The organism is Micromonospora sp. 4G55, assembly GCF_016803375.1.
In genome coordinates this window covers 1-17,440 of record NZ_JAEVHN010000061.1, presented here as the reverse complement: position 1 = coordinate 17,440, position 17,440 = coordinate 1, and the positions used below count along the sequence as shown (strand labels likewise).

Annotated in this window: 15 protein-coding genes and 3 pseudogenes; 6 read left to right on the top strand and 12 right to left on the bottom strand. The window is 73.7% G+C overall.

Features of this window, described 5'->3' with window-relative positions; translation table 11 throughout:
• From JNW89_RS08325 to folE, 3 genes are all read right to left on the bottom strand, one after another.
• Positions 1 to 1,124: nicotinate phosphoribosyltransferase (locus JNW89_RS08325; RefSeq protein ID WP_238448423.1), on the bottom strand; the 1,124-nt coding region annotated here is incomplete at its 3' end.
• Between the two features lie 114 nt (positions 1,125 to 1,238).
• A complete protein-coding gene (locus tag JNW89_RS08320) occupies positions 1,239 to 2,474 on the bottom strand; it encodes an FAD-dependent oxidoreductase (protein ID WP_238448422.1) in 1,236 nt (411 codons plus the stop codon).
• Positions 2,475 to 2,495: 21 nt separating this feature from the next.
• Positions 2,496 to 3,176 carry a GTP cyclohydrolase I FolE gene (gene folE, locus JNW89_RS08315; RefSeq protein WP_238448421.1) on the bottom strand — a complete coding sequence of 227 codons (681 nt, stop codon included), beginning with the start codon at positions 3,174 to 3,176 and terminating at the stop codon, positions 2,496 to 2,498.
• Between the two features lie 78 nt (positions 3,177 to 3,254).
• Here folE and JNW89_RS08310 point away from each other — a divergent pair, with 78 nt between their 5' ends.
• From JNW89_RS08310 to JNW89_RS08295, 4 genes and pseudogenes are all read left to right on the top strand, one after another.
• Positions 3,255 to 3,905, top strand: coding sequence for a metalloregulator ArsR/SmtB family transcription factor (locus JNW89_RS08310; protein WP_238448420.1), 651 nt, complete (start codon positions 3,255 to 3,257; stop codon positions 3,903 to 3,905).
• A 466-nt stretch (positions 3,906 to 4,371) separates the two neighbouring features.
• Entirely contained in the window at positions 4,372 to 5,403 is a 1,032-nt protein-coding gene (locus JNW89_RS08305) for an AfsR/SARP family transcriptional regulator (RefSeq protein WP_238448419.1), read from the top strand.
• Entirely contained in the window at positions 5,370 to 6,284 is a 915-nt protein-coding gene (locus JNW89_RS08300) for an NB-ARC domain-containing protein (protein ID WP_306344826.1), read from the top strand. The genes JNW89_RS08305 and JNW89_RS08300 overlap by 34 nt, the downstream gene beginning before the upstream one ends.
• 74 nt (positions 6,285 to 6,358) lie before the next feature.
• Positions 6,359 to 7,078: pseudogene (locus JNW89_RS08295) on the top strand (tetratricopeptide repeat protein); the annotation flags it as partial.
• Positions 7,079 to 7,292: 214 nt separating this feature from the next.
• Here JNW89_RS08295 and JNW89_RS08290 read toward each other — a convergent pair.
• From JNW89_RS08290 to JNW89_RS08270, 5 genes are all read right to left on the bottom strand, one after another.
• Complete coding sequence (locus JNW89_RS08290; RefSeq protein WP_238448418.1) at positions 7,293 to 8,627, bottom strand: phospholipase D-like domain-containing protein; 1,335 nt, start codon at positions 8,625 to 8,627, stop codon at positions 7,293 to 7,295.
• A 282-nt stretch (positions 8,628 to 8,909) separates the two neighbouring features.
• On the bottom strand, positions 8,910 to 9,788 hold the full coding sequence (locus tag JNW89_RS08285) for a hypothetical protein (RefSeq protein ID WP_238448417.1): 879 nt from the start codon (positions 9,786 to 9,788) through the stop codon (positions 8,910 to 8,912).
• Positions 9,789 to 9,844: 56 nt separating this feature from the next.
• A complete protein-coding gene (locus JNW89_RS08280; RefSeq protein WP_238448416.1) occupies positions 9,845 to 11,371 on the bottom strand; it encodes a long-chain fatty acid--CoA ligase in 1,527 nt (508 codons plus the stop codon).
• A 133-nt stretch (positions 11,372 to 11,504) separates the two neighbouring features.
• Positions 11,505 to 12,383: a LysR family transcriptional regulator gene (locus tag JNW89_RS08275; protein ID WP_238448415.1), complete on the bottom strand. Its 879-nt coding sequence runs from the start codon at positions 12,381 to 12,383 to the stop codon at positions 11,505 to 11,507.
• Positions 12,380 to 13,264, bottom strand: a complete 885-nt coding sequence (locus JNW89_RS08270) for a LysR family transcriptional regulator (RefSeq protein ID WP_238448414.1) — start codon at positions 13,262 to 13,264, stop codon at positions 12,380 to 12,382. Before JNW89_RS08270 ends, JNW89_RS08275 begins: the two co-directional genes overlap by 4 nt.
• Positions 13,265 to 13,434: 170 nt before the next feature.
• Between JNW89_RS08270 and JNW89_RS08265 the strand changes: the two are divergent.
• Positions 13,435 to 13,801: pseudogene (locus tag JNW89_RS08265) on the top strand (VOC family protein).
• A gap of 13 nt (positions 13,802 to 13,814) precedes the next feature.
• Here the strand turns inward: JNW89_RS08265 and JNW89_RS08260 are convergent.
• Genes JNW89_RS08260 through yidD form a run of 3 tightly spaced genes read right to left on the bottom strand, consistent with a single transcriptional unit; the run spans position 13,815 to position 16,693 of the window.
• Positions 13,815 to 14,276 (bottom strand): hypothetical protein, encoded by a 462-nt coding sequence (locus JNW89_RS08260; protein ID WP_238448413.1) that lies wholly within the window; start codon positions 14,274 to 14,276, stop codon positions 13,815 to 13,817.
• Between the two features lie 3 nt (positions 14,277 to 14,279).
• A complete protein-coding gene (locus JNW89_RS08255; RefSeq protein ID WP_238448412.1) occupies positions 14,280 to 15,440 on the bottom strand; it encodes a phosphotransferase family protein in 1,161 nt (386 codons plus the stop codon).
• Positions 15,437 to 16,693, bottom strand: a complete 1,257-nt coding sequence (yidD, locus tag JNW89_RS08250) for a membrane protein insertion efficiency factor YidD (protein ID WP_238448411.1) — start codon at positions 16,691 to 16,693, stop codon at positions 15,437 to 15,439. The genes JNW89_RS08255 and yidD overlap by 4 nt, the downstream gene beginning before the upstream one ends.
• 193 nt (positions 16,694 to 16,886) lie before the next feature.
• On the opposite strand from yidD, the gene JNW89_RS08245 reads away from it, so the two are divergent.
• On the top strand, positions 16,887 to 17,171 hold the full coding sequence (locus tag JNW89_RS08245; RefSeq protein ID WP_238448410.1) for a VOC family protein: 285 nt from the start codon (positions 16,887 to 16,889) through the stop codon (positions 17,169 to 17,171).
• Here the strand turns inward: JNW89_RS08245 and JNW89_RS08240 are convergent.
• Positions 17,164 to 17,440: pseudogene (locus tag JNW89_RS08240) on the bottom strand (hypothetical protein); the annotation flags it as partial. The gene JNW89_RS08245 and the pseudogene JNW89_RS08240 sit on opposite strands and share 8 nt — an antisense overlap.

Sequence of the window (17,440 nt, the reverse complement as noted above, 5' to 3'; positions counted from 1 at the left end):
AGCAGCGGCTCGCGGTCGCCCGGTGGGGGTTCGTCGCGCAGCCCCACCACGTCGCCGTTGGCCCCGGTGGGATCGCGGAAGACCTGCTTGGGACCGGGCAGGGTGGCCTTGCCGGGCGACAGCTTGAGCACCGGCCGGTCGCCGACGGCCACCAGCTTGTAGGCGCTGTCCAGGGACGGCGCGTCGAAGGAGACGCCCATGCGGGTGCCGACGCCGTACGCGTCGATCGGTGCGCCCGCGGCGACGAGCGCCGCGATGGCGTCCTCGTCGAGGCTGCCGCTGGCCACGATCTGGGCCTGGGTCAGCCCGGCGTCGTCGAGGATCGCGCGGGTCTGCACGGCCAGCGCGGCGAGATCTCCGGAGTCGAGCCGCACGCCCACCGGGCCGGTCAGTCCCAGCTCCGCGATGACCTCGACGGCGGCGCGAACTCCGGCGGGCGTGTCGTAGGTGTCGACGAGGAACACCGGGTTCGTGGGGAAGTCGGTCGCGAACGCGCGGAACGCGGCGCGCTCGTCGGGGAACGCCTCGACGTACGAGTGGGCCATGGTCCCGGAGGGCAGCAGTCCGTAGCGTCGAGCGGCCTCGACGTCGCTGGTCGCGGCGAAGCCGGCGATCGCGGACGCCCGGGCCACGGCCGCGCCGGCCTCGATGCCGTGCGTGCGGCGGAACGCGAAGTCGACCAACTGCGCGTCGCCAGCGGCGAGGCGGCATCGGGCGGCCTTGCTGGCCACCGTGGTGTGGAAGGTGATCAGGTTCAGCACGCCGGTCTCCACCAGCTGCGCCTCGGCGATTGGCGCGGTGACCTCCAGCAGCGGTTCGTCGGCGAACACCACGTGGCCCTCCGGCACGGCCCAGACGTCACCGGTGAACCGCAGCCCGGCGAGGGCTGCCAGCGTCGCTTCGTCGAGCCCGACGGTGTCGCGCAGGTAGCCGAGTTCGCCCTCGTCGAACGCGAAGCTTTCCAGGAACGCCAGCGCCTCGGCCAGCCCGGCGGACACCAGGAAGCCACGCTGCGGCGGGAGGCGGCGGACGAACAGGCTGAAGGTTGCGCGCTCCACCATGTCCCGGCGCAGGTAGCTGGCCGCCATCCGCAGCTCGTACAGGTCGGTACGCAACCCGGTCATGGGTCCTCCATCGGCACGGGCACCGCGACCACCCTGTCCGGCGGTATGTGTCGGGCGCGGGTACCCCTTCGGGCCGCTGATACACCTACCGGCGGTGAACGCGCCGCAGCTCCCTTACCCCTGGCGGATCAGGCTGTCCAGGGCGACGGTGGGATCGGCCAGGCGGTCGAGGTCGACGGGCTGCCGTGCACGGATCAGCTGCCCGATCGGGCCGGTCACCTCCCAGACGTTGACGTTCATGCCCGCCAGGACCCGCCCCTGGGCGGTCCAGAACGCGATGAACTCGCCGCTGCCGAGCTCGCCGCGGACGACGACGCGGTCGTAGGAGCCGGGCGGGGCGTGGCCGGTGTACTCCATGCCCAGCTCGTACTGGTCGGTGTAGAAGTAGGGCAGCCGGTCGTAGCTGACGGCCTGACCGAGCATGCCGCGGGCGGCGGCGGGCCCGGAGTGCAGGGCGTTCGCCCAGTGCTCAACCCGCACCCGGGTGCCCAGCAGCGGGTGGTGGGCGTTGGCCAGGTCGCCGGCGGCCCAGATGTCCGGGTCGCTGGTACGCAGGGTGTCGTCGACGAGGACGCCGTTGTCGACGGCGAGGCCGGCCTGTTCGGCGAGTTCGGTGTTGGGCTGCACGCCGACGCCGACGACGACGAGGTCGGCGGGCAGGACGGTGCCGTCGGCGAGCAGTACCGCTCTGACCCGGTCCGACCCCTGGAACTCGTGGACCTGGGCGCCGAAGTGGAAGGTGACCCCTTGGGCGCGGTGCAGGTCGGCGAAGACGGTGGCGAGCTGATCGCCGAGGACGCGCTGCAGGGGCAGGTCGGCGGTCTCGACGACGGTGACGGTGGCGCCGCGGGTGCGCGCGGCGGCGGCCACTTCCAGGCCGATCCAGCCGGCGCCGACGATGACGACGTTCGCCCCGTCGACGAGGGCGTCGGAGATGCGGTCGCTGTCGGCGAGGGTACGCAGCCGCAGCACGCCGTCGAGGTGCGCGCCGGGAATCGGCAGTGCCCGGGCCCGTGACCCGGTGGCCAGCAGCAACCTGTCGTAGTGGAAGCGCTGCCCGTCGGCCACCGTGACCTGCCGGGACCGGCGGTCGAGGGCGGTCACGCGGGTGTCGGTACGCAGGTCGACGTCGTGGCCGACGTACCAGCCGGCGTCGTGCACGTAGACGCTGTCGCGCTCGGCGCGGCGCAGCAGTAGGCCCTTGGACAGTGCCGGCCGTTCGTACGGGCGCTCGGTCTCCTCGCCGAACAGGACGATCTTGCCGTCGAATCCCTCCTCGCGGAGCGTCTGCGCGGCTCTGGCTCCGGCCAGCCCGGCCCCGACGATCACGAACGGACGCTGCTGGGTCACGGATTCTCCTAGCGGGACGTGTCAGGCGCGGGCGCCGACTCCGGTGAGGGTGAAGAACTCGGCGCGGGAGCGCGAGTCGTCGCGTAGCGTGCCGAGCAGGGTGGAGGTGACGGTGGTGGCGCCGACCGCCTGCACCCCGCGCAGGGTCATGCACAGGTGTTGCGCCTCGATGACCACCCCGACGCCTTTCGGACGCAGGTGGGCGGTGAGCCAGTCGGCGATCTGCTTGGTCAGCCGTTCCTGGACCTGCGGGCCGTGGGCGAAGAGTTCCGCGACCCGGGCGAGCTTGGACAGGCCGAGGATCCGCTCGCCGGGCAGGTACCCGACGTGGGCGACGCCGATGAACGGCAGCAGGTGGTGCTCGCACACCGAACGGATCGGGATGCTGCGGGCCACGACCAGTTCGTCGTAGCCCTCGTCGTTGTCGAAGGTGGTGAGCCGGAACTCGCGCGGAGTGAGCAGTTCGGCGTAGGCGCGGGCCATCCGGCCCGGCGTCTCGGCCAACCCGGCGGCGTCGAGGTCCACGCCGAGTGCCGCCAGGAACGCGGCCGCGGCCTGTTCGGCGGCGACCAGATCCCGGTCGGGCCGGCGCCGGATGACCTGTAGCGCGCCGAGGACGCCCTCATCTCCGGCGAACGACGGACGGTCGGTCGTGGACGCCCGGCCCATCAGGTCCATGTCGACCACCCATCTATTTTTCACCCACCAGCGTTGTCGTTATTCATGCTGTACCCGGCGCACCAGAATTTCAATAGCCGTCGCTGGTGATAATCTCGGTGGGTGCCGGACCGATGGACAGCCGTGGCCGCGCTCGCCGATCCGTCCCGGCGGGCGCTGTACGACCACGTGCGCCACCAGGACCATGCGGTCACCCGGGAAGAGGCCGCCGACGCCGCCGGAATCTCCCGCGGACTGGCCGCCTTCCACCTCGACAAACTCGTCGACGCCGGCCTACTGCGAGCCCGCTACCAGGCCCCACCCGACCAGCCGAGAGGCCGGGGCCGCAGCCCCAAGGTGTACGAGCCGACGGGGGACGGTCTCGCCGTCACGGTCCCGGAACGCCGCTACGAACTGATCGCCGAGATCCTCGCCGACGCGGTCGTCGACGACCCGGCCCACGCCGACGACGCCGCGCGTCGGCTCGCCGGACAGCGCGGCCGCAGCCTGGGCGCCGGACTGGCCGAGGACGGGTGCGACATCCTGTCTGCGCTGGGCGGCCTCGGATTCGAGCCGCGGCCCGACGCGCATCGGCGGGTGCTACTGCACAACTGCCCGTTCCACGCCCTGGCCACCCGGCACACCGCACTGGTCTGCGGGCTGAACCACGCCTTCCTCACCGGCCTGCTCGAAGGGCTCGGCGCCGCCGATGTCGACGCCCGGCTGGCCCCCCGCCCCGGTGCCTGCTGCGTGGAGTTGAACCTGCCGTCATGAACTCCGCCCTCTCCGGCAGGGCCGATCGCTCGACGGGGATCAGCGCAGGGTGCGGACAGCCCTGTGGCGCACCGGCACGTTCGGTGACCCCGCACCCGCCACCGAGGTCCGGTACGACTACCTGGCGGTAGACCCCCGGCGGCCGGTGGGCATCGGACCACCTCGGCTACCTGGCCGTGCTGGCCCTGCAGTAACGCGAACGCTGCTCCGGGCTGGCGCCAACGCGCCAGCCCGGAGTTGACGCGCGGCGTGACCCAGCTCGTCGGATCGTCAACCATGCGACAACCAGCGCCCAGCCGGTGCGGCGTAACCGCCCATCCGCCAGGTGGAACGGCCTTCCACCGCGGTGGCCGCGCTCCCCCGCTCACGGACCAACATCCGAGACACCACAGTGGAGCACCCGCAGTGACCGGACTCGCCACTACGGTAATCAGGCGGGCGAGGTGGACGGGAGCGTGGGTGCTGCATGTTGCGGATCAACGTTCTCGGTCCCGTACTGGTGGAGCGCGACCAGCAACGGGTACGGCTGGGCCCGAAGCTCGTGGAGCTGTTGTCGATCCTCCTCGTCGAGGCCGGCTCGGCCGTCCCGGCAACCCGGGTCGTCGACCTGATGTGGGCCGGGTCCCCTCCGCCCGGCGCGCGAGCCACGCTGCGCAGCCACGTGTCACACCTCCGCCGCGCCTTGGCGGTCAAAGATGAAGAAACACTGGTCACCGTCGGTTCGGGCGCCGGCGCCGCCTACCGGCTCGACGTCCCGAAGGATGCGGTCGACGCCCACCACTTCGAGACCTGGTGCGCCGAGGCCCGCCGCCTGGTCTCCGCCGGTGAGCCGGACCTGACCGAACGAGCCGCCGCCCTTCTCCACCAGGCACTGACGCTCTGGCGCGGCCCCGCCTTCGCCGACGTGTCGGACCGCCCGTTCGTCCTGCCGAGGATCGCCCGGCTCGACGCCACCCGCCGGGCAGCGCGACGTGACTACGCGCAGGCCCTCACCGCCCTCGACCGCCACGCCGAGGCGATCGCCCAACTGTCCGGTGCGCTGGTCGACGACCCCTACGACGAGGCCATCAGGCGGCTGCTCGCCCTATCGCTCTACGCCGAGCAGCGGGTGGACGAGGCGGCCGAGGTGTGCCGGAATGGGCTGGTCCTGCTGCGGGAGCGCGGTCTGGACGCCCCCGAGCTTGAGGAACTCCAGCGGGACATCCTGCACCGGCGGCTACCGTCGCCACGACGACCGGCGGAGGACGCCAAGCCGTCCGGCCCTCCCTGCTCCCACCCGACCCACCGCAGTTCGTGGGCCGGACCGCCGCGCTTGTCGCCGCCCGGGAGCTGCTGCGCTCCACAGCAGACGGCCTGCCAACCGTGCTGGTCAACGGCGCGGCGGGCGTCGGCAAGACGCTTTTCTCGATCCGGCTGGCCCACGCGGTACGCGACGACTTCCCGGACGGGCAGCTGTACGTCGGTATGCGCGGGTTCGACCCGACGGGCGCGCCGATGAGCGCGGGTGAGGCGGTACGCGGCTTCCTCGACGCGCTCGGGGTGCCGCCCGAGCGGGTGCCGGCAACCCTCGACGCGCAGGTCGGCCTCTACCGCGGCCTGCTGGCCGACCGGCGGGTGCTGGTGGTACTCGACAACGTCCGCGGCGCCGAGCAGGTTCGTCCGCTGCTGCCCGGTGCGGCCGGCTGCGCGACGGTGGTGGTCAGCCGCAACCAGCTCTCCGGCCTGGTGGTGGCCGAGGGCGCCCGCCCGCTGCGGCTCGACCTGCTCACCGAGGCCGAGTCCCGCGAGCTGATCGCCCGCCGGGTCGGCGCCGCACGGGTGGCTGAGGAGGTGGCGGCGGTGCGGCGGATCGTCGCGTCGTGCGGCGGGCTTCCGCTGGCTCTGGCCATCGTCGCCGCCCGCGCGGCCACTCACCCCGAGTTCACACTCGACGCGCTGGCCGGGGAGCTGCGCGCCGCCCGGGGGCTGGACGCGTTCGCCGCAGGCGACACCGCCGCCGACGTGCGAGCGGTCTTCTCCTGGTCGTACCGAAGTCTGTCGCCGCCGGCGGCGCGGCTGTTCCGGTTGCTGGCCGCGCACCCCGGCCCGGAGGTCACGGTCGCCACCGCGGCCAGCCTCGCCGGCCGGCCACCCGATCAGGTACGGTCCGAGCTGCGCGAGCTGGCGCGGCCCACCTGGTCGTGGAGCAGACCCCCGGCCGGTACGCGCTGCACGACCTGCTCCGCGCGTACGCGGATGAGCTGGGCCGCGACGACGGCGAGCGGCCGGCGGCGGTGCGGCGGGTGCTGGACCACTACCTGCGCACGGCGCTCGCCGCCGACGCGCTGCTCTGGCCGCACCGCGACCCCTTGGCGCCACCTGACCAGGCCGACAGCGTGACGCCGGAGGTGTTCACGGACCGGGAGGCGGCGTTGGCCTGGTTCGGTGCCGAGCACGCGGCTCTGCTGGCCGGGATGGACCAGGCGGCGGGTGCGGGCCTCGACGGGCACGTGTGGCGGCTGGCGTGGGCCCTCGCGAACTTCTTCGCCCGGCGTGGGCACTGGTCGGACTGGGTGCGGGCCGGGCTGGCCGGGGTGGCCGCCGCACGACGGCAGGGCGACCGGGCGGCCGAGGCGGAGGCGAACCGGATCGTGGGCGGCGCGCACGTGCGGCTGCGTCGGTACGACGAGGCCCAGGAGCACTACCGGCGGGCGCTGGAGCTGTTCGACGGCCTCGGTGACCTCGTCGGGCAGGGGTTCACCTACCGCAGCCTCGGCTGGTTGTCCGAGCAGCAGGGCGACGTGGCGGGGGCGTTGCGGCACGACGAGCACGCGCTGGGGCTGTTCCAGCGCGCCGGTCACGTGCGGGGCGAGGCGAACACGCTGAACTCGGTGGGGTGGTGTCTGGCTCTGCTCGGCGATCACGAGCGGGCGATCGTGCACTGCCGCCGGTCCCTCGCCCTGCTGGAGCCCATCGGCGACCCGGTCGGCATGGCCGGCGCGTGGGACAGCCTCGGCTACGCCTACCGGCACGTCGACCTCCACCAGGCGAGCGCCTGCTACCGGGAGGCGCTGCTGCTGTATCGGAAGCTCGGCGACCGGATGAACGAGGCGGTCACCCTTCGCCACCTCGGCGAGACCCAGCATGCCGGCGGTGACCCCGATGCGGCACGGCGGTCCTGGCGGCAGTCCCTGGACATCCTCACCGACATCGCGCACCCGGACGCGAGCGGGTTCGGGCGCTGCTGCACAGCGGTCCGTGAGCCCGCGCGACGACGGTGCACCCGCCCCCTTGCCATCGGGTGCACCGTCGTCGCGGTGGGCGGCGCGGTCACCGCCCCGCCACCTCGGGGGTGCCGGAGCCCGCCTCGGGCGAGCTCCGGCACTGATCCGGTGAAGCTGCTGTGGTTCAGGCCGTCGCCTCGTCGTCGCCGTCGCCGTCGTCGGCCGTCGTGGCGACGCTCGACCCGGGCGTGTAGACCCAGCACGTGCTGTGGTGCGACTCGAACCGCTGCTGGAACGGCGTGGCGAGCGGGTGGTTGCGTAACGCCAGGATGTTCTCGTCGTTCTGGCGCAGCGCCCGGTAGGTGAGGTTGTGGCTGCCCAGGTAGAGCGTGGACTGGCTGCCCTGTCGGATGATCATGAACTTCTCGTGCATCGGGATGCCCTGCTGCTCGCCCTTGTCGTTCTCGGTGTATCCGCAGAGGTGCACGGGCATGGCCTTGGCGAGGTCCACCAGCGCGGGCATGGGGTTGCCCTTGTCGTGCGGGGCACCGGACTTGGCGCCGGTGACGATCCGCACCTGGCACCCACGCTTGCGGGCGGCGATGAGCGCGTTCACCACGGCGCGGCGCTGGATCCGGAAGTTCGCCAGGTCGACCCTGGTCGACCCGGAGCAGCTGAGGCCCTTGAGGATGCTCACGATCGGGTCGTTGCTTCCGCTGCCCGGCGTGCTGCCGGCCGCTTCGCGGCGGGGGAAGGTGTAGAGGCGGTGCGCGCCGGCCGCGTAGGTCCGTCCGGCGTTGTCGTCACTCGCCCCGGACCTGCCGTGGGCCATCAGGCTGTTGAAGTATCGCAGGTAGTCCGCGTACAGGCCCTCGCTGCTGATGGTGATCGCGTTCTCGTAGGCCGCGTAGTAGTCGAGGTTGGCCGAGGACACGTAGAGGACATTCCTCGCCGTACTGCCGCCGGCCAGCCGCACGCTGGAGATGGTCATGAACTTGTCGTGCAGCAGCGGCGGGTTGCCCAACGGCGACGGCCCCGTCCGGTCGGTCATGCAGCCACGGGTCGACTGCTTGTCGGCGCGCCTCGTGCCGCACTCCACCAGCGTGATCCCCGGAGTCGCCTTCAGCCCCTGGTAGAAGGCGTCACCGGCCCAGACCTGGCTGCCGTTGATCACGATCCGGACCCGTACGCCCCGACCGGCCGCGGCGCGGAGGGCGTCGAGCACCTCCTGGCGGTTGAAGAAGTAGAGGGTCAGCGACAGCGTCGCCCCGCGTGGCGTCGCATTAATCAACCGCGCCACGTGGGCGCCGACCCCGTTGTGCATGTCGGAGAACTCCGCCTTGCTGTTGAACCAGGCGTAGTTGCGGACCTCGGAGGCGGCGATGGGAACCACCGCTGCCGCAGCCGGGACGGCCGCCTCGGCGGAGGTCCGCGCCGCGACCGGGGTCGCCGGCAGGGAGACCGCCGTCAACACGGCGGCGGCCATCGCCAGGCTGCGCAGGTTCGACCTTCTTCTCATGCGGCATCCCGCTCCGTCATGAGGGTCACGAACGATGTCGATCGCACGGTGATCAGTCCTTCCCCGCTTGTCCGGTCACCCCTGGCCGGGGTGTTGAATCGATTGACATCGACTGTTCCGGTCGAGCGTGGAAGCGCTGTGGAAGGCGGGTGAAAGAGCGACTCTTCGGGTCCACGAACGGGAACCATCTCGGCAACGCGCCCGCTGCCCGTGGTTAAGCGGGCAGCGGCACGTCCCAACGGCGACGCCCGCGGCATTGCGTCGATCGACGGGCCATCGCCGTCATGCCACGGTTGGCGTGGTCTTCAGGTCCAGCAGCCCGGCGTCGACGACCGCGCGGCTGAGCGGCCGCGCCAGTTCCGCGAGCCGCGCACACCCGTCCTCGCCGAGCACCCGGTAGGCGGGTTCGGCGAGAGCGTCGGTCCGGTCCTCGACCGACTGCCGCAACTCCCGGCCGGCGTCGGTGAGGGCCAGGTCGTCGCCGGCGGCCAGCAGGCCCCGGGACCGCAGCCCGTCCGCCGCCGCGACCCACTCGTCGCTGGTCCAGCCGCGACTGCGGCGCAGGAACCCCACCGGTACGTCACCGGTGGCGGCGTGCAGCAGGAGCGCGTCGAGACCGGTGATGCCGGCGACGACGAGGGCGTTCACGTGCCCGTCGCCACGGAACTCGCGCAGCAGCGTCTGCGCGTGCCAGAGCACGAGGTGCGGCTCGTCCGGCCACGGCAGCGCCGCGTGGGCGGCGAAGAGCGGACGCCCGGGCAGCTGCTCGCACGCCGACTCGGCGGCCCGGCGGGCCAGCTCGGCCGCCTCGGCGACGGTCACCGCGGCGTCCTCCACAGCCGAGAAGGCCCGGCTCAGGGCCGCGTCCGCAGCGTCCAGGCGGGCGCGGAGCACGGCCGGCGGGTCTGCTCGTTCCCACGCGGCGGGCAGCGCCGCGCGTACCAGTGCGGGCTTGAAGTTGAAGAACGTCGCGACGACCGGCTCGGCCGGCACCGCACCGAACGCGGCCGACCGGGACGCGAAGTAGCCCATCAGGCCGTCCAGGCCCAGCGCGTCGTACCGTTGCCGCGCCTCGGGGGCGAAATAGATCATGGCGTGGATCGGTTCGGCGCGGCGCCACGCGGCGCGGGCAACCGCGGGGTCGAGGGGGGATCGGGCCACTGCAACTCCTTGCATCACTGTTCGACGACGGCCAGGTGCGGGGTCTTCAGCACGGGTCAGGGCGTCCGGTCCTGCGCGAAGCGCCACCGTAGCTCCCGCTTGAGGACCTTCATGCTCGGACCCAACGGGAACTCGTCGACGAACTCCACCCGCCGCGGGTACTTGTGGCGGCCCACCTGCTCGCGCGCCCATTCGATGATCTCGTCGGCGGTCACCTCCGCCGCCGGGATGACCACCGCGCAGACCTCTTCGCCGTGCGTCGGATGGGGCACGCCGACCACCGCCACCTGCCCGATCGCCGGGTGGCGCAGCAGCGTCTCCTCGACCTCCCGGGGGTAGACGTTGAATCCGCCCCGGATGATGAGGTCCTTCTTCCGGTCGACGATCGTGACGAACCCGGCCTCGTCCCGCGTGCCGATGTCACCCGTGCGGAACCAGCCGTCCCGCAGGACCTCCGCGGTCGCCCGTGGCTGGCCGAGGTAGCCGGCGAAGACGTTGTGCCCACGGATGACGATCTCGCCGATCTCGCCCGGCGGGAGCAGCTCGACGCGGTCCTCCCGGTCGGCCCGGGCCACCTCGACGTCGACGCCCCAGATGGGGCAGCCGACGGTGCCCGGTCGCGTGCCGAAGGTCGGCTGGTTGGTGGTGGCCACCGGGGAGGTCTCGGACAGGCCGTAGCCTTCGTAGACGGTCGTCGCGAACGTCGCCGCGACCTCGTCCAGCACGCTGAGCGGCAGCGACGCGCCGCCGGAGACGCACAGCCGCAGCGACGGGCGCGGTGCGCCCCTGCGGGCCGCGTCGAGCAGCGCGATGTACATGGTGGGCACGCCGAGGAACGCCGTCACGCCGTGCGCGACCATCAGCTCCAACGCCTGGACCGGGTCGAAGCGCGGCTGGAGCACGAGCGTGGCGGCGGCGCGGAACGCGGTGTTCATCGCGGCGGTCTGCCCGAAGCTGTGGAACAACGGCAGGCAGCCGAGGAGCACGTCGTCGCGGCGTACCCCGAGGTCGTCGAAGGCGTTGACGGTGGCGTTCATCGTCAGGTTGAAATGGGTCAGCACCGCACCCTTCGGTCGACCCGTGGTGCCGCTGGTGTAGAGCACGACCGCCGCGTCGTCGGGCGCGGTCGGCACCAGCCCGGGTGTCGGCGCCAGGCGAGCGGCCGCAGCGGCCAGCGAGTCCGGATCGGCGGGGTCCAGCGGGACCGCGGGTATCCCGGCCAGCTCCGCCGCCTTCACGGCCGCCGCCGGGTCACCGCCGCCGTGCACCAACGCACGGGCGTGGCTGTCGCGCAGCACGAACGCCACCTCCTCCGCGGTCAACAGCAGGTGGATCGGCACCACGACCGCGCCGAGCGAGAGGATCGCGTAGTAGGCGCGCGGGAAGTCCGGCACGTTCGCGGCCATGAGCGCGACATGGTCACCGGGGCGTACCCCCCGCTCGGCCAGCGCCGCGGCGTAGCCCCGGGTCTGCGCCCACAGCTCCGCGTACGTGACCCGTTCGTCGCCGCAGACGATCGCGGGATGCGCGGGTCGGCGTCGGGCGGACTCGGCCAGGACGGAAGCCAGCGACAGTTGGGCCATGGTTCCTCGCTGTCGAAGGGGATGGGCGGCGTCGCGGACCGGACGCGGGTGGGGGTCCACTGATCGAAGACCGGCGGGCCGGCGAAAGCAAAGACGAGCCGTCACCCACCCCATAGGCGGCGGCTATGGCCGTCTATTCCGGCCCCGGCAGCAGCTCCAGCAGGGCCTGGGCGGCCGGCGACAGCCGCCCGAGCCGGTGGACCAGCGCGAACCGGCAGACCACCGGTGGGTCCAGCGCCCGCACGACGGCCCCGCCGCGGGCCGCCTCGTCGGCGTACCACCGGGTCAGGAACGCGGCGCCGGCCTGGGCCAGCACCATGGGTACGACGGCCTCGCGGTGCCGGGTCACCGCCGCGCGACGCATCCGCACACCGGCCGTGCCGAGCGCGGCCAGGACCGTCGCGCGCAACGCGCTGTGCCCCTGAATGTCGATCACCGGGGTGTCCTGCAGCGCCCGCAGCGGCAGCGGCCCGTCGGGAGCGGGCGTGCCGGGCGGCAGCACCGCCCACACCTGCTGTGCCCCCAGCTCGCGCACGGGCAGCCGGAGATCGGGGATGGGCAGGTACGTCAGGGCCAGCTCGCAGCTGCCGTCGCGGACGAGCCGGGCCAGGTCCTCGTCGTCGCGGGGCTCCAGCACGCGCACCGCGATGCCGGGGAAGCGTCGCCGCAGGGTGGCGATCGCCGGGGTGAGGGGGTCGACGGTCAGTGCGGCGTGCGCCGCGATGTCGAGCCGTCCGGTGCGCAGGCTCACCACGTCGGCGACGGCGGCCCGGGCGGCGGCCGCGTCCTCCAGCACCTGCCGGGCCGGGGCGACCAGCGCCTCGCCGCCGACGGTGAGGACCAGGCCGCGCCCGGTGCGGTGGAACAGCTCGATGCCGAGTTCGCGTTCCAGCCCCCGGATCGCCTGGGACAGGGACGGCTGGGCGATGCGGATGGCCGTAGCCGCGCGGGTGACCCCGCCGTGCTCGACGACGGCGAGGAAGTACTCCAGCTGGCGCAGGTCGACCGTCATCGCCCCGCCCCGCACCTGGCGCGGGCGTGTGCCACGAACGCGCGGGCGGCCGGCGACAGTGGACCGGGCCGGTGCACCAGCCCGTACGCCTGCCGCAGCGGCGGGTCGACCGGGCGCACGACGGCGCCGAGCGAGGCGGCCGAGTGCGCGGTCTCCCGCACCAGGAAGGCGGCGCCGGCACCGCCGAGGACGAGCGGCGCGAGCGCCTCCGGGTGCGCCACCTCGACCACGAGGCGGGTGCGGACGCCCTGGTCGCGCAGCGCCCGCTCGACGTCGTCCCGTTGCCAGCTCCCGCGCGGCACCCCGAGGACGTCGGCGCCGTGCAGCCGGGCCAGCGGCACGGCGTCACCCGGACCGACGTCGGTGCCGGGCGGGAACGCCAACCACAGCTCCTGTACGCCGAGTTCGACGACGTGGAGCCCGAGGTGCGGCAGGGGCAGGTGCGTCAGGCCCAGCTCGCTGTGCCCGTCCCGGACGAGGATGTGCAGGCCGTCGTCGGTCTCCGGCTCGTCGATGTGGACGACGATGTGCGGCTTCGCGCGCCGGAAGGAGCCGACCAGGGACGCTCCCGGGTAGGCCGCCAGCACGGGCACGGCGACCAGGTCCAGGGCCGGCGTGGCTCGGGCGTGGGACCCCACCGCCTCGCGGGCGGCGGTGATGCCGCGCAGCATCTGGCGGGCCGGGCCGACGAAGGCCCTGCCCGCGTAGGAGAGCACCAACCCGTGTGGGACCCGGTGGAACAGCTCGGCGCCGAGTTCGCGCTCGAGCGCGCGCACCGACTGCGACAGCGTCGGCTGGGCGACGTCGAGCGCCGAGGCCGCCCGACTGAAGCCACCGTGCTCGGCTACCGCGAGGAAGTAGGAGACCTGCCTGACGTCCAATGCAGTTCCCGATGACTCAGCTAGGGCCCGGTCAGCACGGATGTTACCGGTAGGTTCAGCCCGAGCCGCCGGGCGTGGCGGGCAGATCACTCGGGCGGCCGCCTTGTGGCGGGCGGAGTGTCGTAGCGGGGTTCTAGCCTGACCCGGACCCGACGCCCGTAGGAGGCACGATGCTCGACCACCTGTCCATCCAGGCCCGTGACGTGGCGGCCAGCGCCGCCTTCTACGACGCCGTCCTGGCCCCGCTCGGCGGTCGCCGGGTGATGGAGTTCGGCCCGGTCATCGGCTACGGCACCGACAGCCCCGACTTCTGGCTCGGCCCGGTGAACACCGGCGGTGAGGCGCGCGAGGCGCACATCGCGTTCACCGCGCCGACCGGGCGCCGTGCGGGCGTTCCACGACGCCGCGGCCGCCGCCGGCGCCGAGGTGCTGCACGCGCCCCGGCTCTGGCCGGAGTACCACCCGACCTACTTCGGCGCGTTCGTCCGCGACCCGGACGGCAACAACGTCGAGGCCGTCTGCCACGCCCCCGAGTGACGAGGTTGGCGTCCTAGCCGGGATCCCGCCTCGGGTACGCCAGCACCTCGCGCTCCCACTCGTCGGCGGCGGTCAGCACCTGCTGAGCCGAGACCCGCAGCGGCACCGGATGCACCTGGGTCAGCGGCGGCCGGTCGACCCACGGCGGCAGCGACTCGTAGGAGAAGACGGCGGTCAGCTCGACCCGTCCCACGCCGGTGACCAGCGACCGGAAGCTCAGGTTCGGCTCCACGCCGTGCCAGGCGGCGCGGTCACCGACCTCGGCCCCACCCTGTCGCCGCAGCCACCCCGTGAGGTCCACGGCCTCCTCGGTGGTGAGGCACGGCTGCCGCCAGGACCAGGCGCGGCCGGCTGCGGTACGCACCTCGGCGGCGATGAACAGCCAGTCGTCATCGTCGGGAATCTCCGGCGGCGGCCCCTGGTAGCCGGTCGGCCGGAGGTGCAGCCACGCGCGGTCGTCCGATTGGATCTCCACGGCTCATCCCCGCCCGAGCAGGGTGGCGGCCTGCGCCAGCCAGTGCGGCACGTCGGCCTCGTGGTATACCCGCTCGGCCGGCTCGATCCCGGCGAGGAAGGCCGCGTACACGGCCGCCGACCGCACCGCCGCGACCGGCCGCAGCAGCTCCACGGCCCGTTCCGGCTCGCAGCCGGGCGCGTCGGCCCGCCACCGGGCACACCACGCCGCGACCAGCGCGTCCGAGGCATCGGCAGGAAGCCCGCTGGTCAGCGTCAGGATGTCGAAGGCCGGATGGCCGATGAACGAGTCCCCCCAGTCGATGATGACCCGCCGGTCACCGTCGCTGCGGACGTTGCCGGGGTGCAGGTCACCGTGCACCAGGGTGTCCGGCACGCCGCACCGCTGGGCCTGCGCCAGCCGCTCCTCCAGCCCGTCCAGCACGGCGTCGGCGTGGTGCGGGGCGAGCGCGGCGCGGATCCAGCGGGCCAGGGCGGCGCCACGCAGGTCGGGCACCCCGGCCGCCGCTAGGTCGTCGGCCAGCGGCAGCGCGCGCATCTGGAGGGCGTGCTGGTCGGCGGCGATGCCGTCGCGTTCGGCGGGGTCGGCCCCGTAGCGGTCCTCCCCCGGCACGTGGTCGAGCAGCATCCGCCCGTCGTCGTCCGCGGCGAGCAGCGGCGGCACCAGGCCGGGCGTGACCGCGCCGAGCCGGCGCAGCACCGCCGCCTCGTGCCGGAAGAAGCCGGGCACCTGCTTGAGCCAGACCGGGCCGTGCGGACCGTCGAGTCGCCAGATCGCGGACAGGTTCCAGGTGCGCCGCTGCGCCACCTCCTTCGCCGGCCGGCCGAGGCGGTCGAGGGCGGCGGTGGCCCACCCGACGGTGGCGGCCGGTCCGCCCGGCTCGGCGTAGGGCGCGCGCAGCGGGTGCGGCGGGAGTTCCAGGTCCACCGGTCGCAGCGGTACGGCGGGTGGGGCGGCCACGGCGGCCAGGTACGTCACCGCGCCGCCGATCCCTGGCCGGTCGCTGACGCCGGACAGCAGCCGCAGCACCGCGACCTCGACGGGCGCGCCGCAGACGACCGCGTCGACCTCCTGCCACCAGGGGGCCGGCACCTCGTACGGAGGCAGTGCCCCGAGCAGCCGGCCGGCGGGGTCGACCAGGACGAGGGTCACGGTGCGGGTCACGGTCGCCGACCGTAGCGCCGGGGCGGGGTCGGCGGCGAGCGGTTATCGCACCGGGTCGTGGGTGCGCGCGGCACCCCCGGCCGGCAGCGGCGCAGCCGGTCCGCCGCCATCCGCCCGCCGACCGCCAGGCCGTACCGCTCGACGGCGGTGAGGCCGTACGCGCTGCACGTCGGGGTGAACCGGCACTGGCCCGGCCAGCGGTGCGACAGCCAGCGCCGGTAGCCGAGGATCGCCGCCCGGCCAGCCCGGTCCACCATCGGCGCCCGGCTGACCCGGGCGGTGGTCGCGCCGAGGGTGAGCAGGAAGGAGAAGAGGCCGAAGTCGCAGCAGGCCGGGCCGTCACAGTCGCAGCCGGAGCAGTCCGGGGCGTCGCACCAGTCACGCTTCCGCTTCGGCTTGTGCCGCTTGCGCTTGAGGTTGATCACGCCGTACATGGTGCGACAGCCCCGCCACCGGGTGCTGGTCAGGCCGGTCGGTCCGGCGGCGTGGTGAGGGCGAAGTGGACGGTACGGCCGGTGCGCCGCCGCCCGAGCCGGTGAGCCAGCGGGACGAGCACGCCGTGCAGCACGGGGTACTTGCGGATTAGCAGCCGGGCGGCGTGCCGGTCCTCGTCGCCGGTGAGCCGGCGCGCGGTGGCCTCGACGGCGGGGCCGGTCGGTCGGCCGCGAGCGGTGGACGGGGGCGACGGTGATCCTGGGCCCGTTGCGGATGCGCCGGGTCTTGCCGGCCCGCTCGAAGCTGCGCACGTACGCCCGGTCGCCGTCGACGGCGATGCTCACCGCCGTGCCGACCGGGGTGCCGTCACGGCGGAAGCTGGTCAGCAGCACGGTCTTCTGCCGGGTGAACGGCGCCCACCCCGGTGCCGCGCCGATCTCGACCGCGCCCAGCACCCCGCCGAGTTCGCGCCACCGGGCCACCAGCGCCACCGCCGCCAGCACGGCGGAGAGCCCGACCAGCCAGGTCTGGCCGGCGCTGCCGCCGAGGTGCCGGTCGGCGAGGTGGGTGCCGGTGTGCGCGAGCGCCCCGGCGAGGTATCCGGCCAGGGCGACCGCCGGCGCGTCGGCCCAGATCGCGGCGAGCAGCAGGGTCACCCCGATGCCCAGCTGGAACGCGCCCACGTCGTGGACGAAGTGGTGGTTGCCGGGGAAGTCGACCGCCTCGGCGAAACCGTCCGGTCGGCGCAGCGCCCACCCTCCGACCAGCAGTGCGGTCAACCCGAGCAGGGCACAGGCGGCCCGGACGAAGCTCCTCATGCCGATCCGACGGAACGCCGTACCGGATCGTGACGGTCCCCGGCGGTACGGTCCGGGGCATGGAACAGCGGATCAGCCTGATCACCCTCGGCGTCGCCGACCTCCCCCGCGCCCGGGCGTTCTACGAGCGCCTCGGCTGGCGGGGTCAGGAGGTCGAGGAACCGTCTTCTTCCAGGCCGGTGGCCTGGCCCTGGTGTTGTGGGGCCGGGACAAGCTGGCCGCCGACGCGGGCGTGCCGGACACCGGCCCGGGCTGCCTGACGCTGGCGCAGAACGTCCGCTCCCGCGCCGACGTCGACGCCGTGCTGGCCACGGCGGAGCGGGCCGGCGCGCGGATCACCCGCCCGGCGGCGGAGACCTTCTACGGCGGCTACGCCGGCTTCTTCACCGACCCCGACGGTCACGTCTGGGAGATCGCCTGGAACCCGGGCTTCCCGCTCGCCGACGACGGCACCCTCACCCTGCCCGACTTCAGCTGAACACGGTGCGCCGCACGCCCCGGTGCCCGGCGCAGGCGTCGCGCCGCCCGCCGGTGAGGCTGACCGCGCCGTCCTTGCACTGCACCAGGTAGCCGCGCCCCGCCCAGAGGTTCTGCGCGCAGTCGAAGAAGTCGCAGATCCGGTGGTCGGGCCGGCGGACGCGCTTGCCGCCGCAGAAGTCGTACCCCATGGGGTTGGTCGGGGCGCCGCAGCGCCGCTCGCCCGACGGCGCGGGCTTGGCCGGCGAGCGGCGGGGCTTCGGTGCGGCG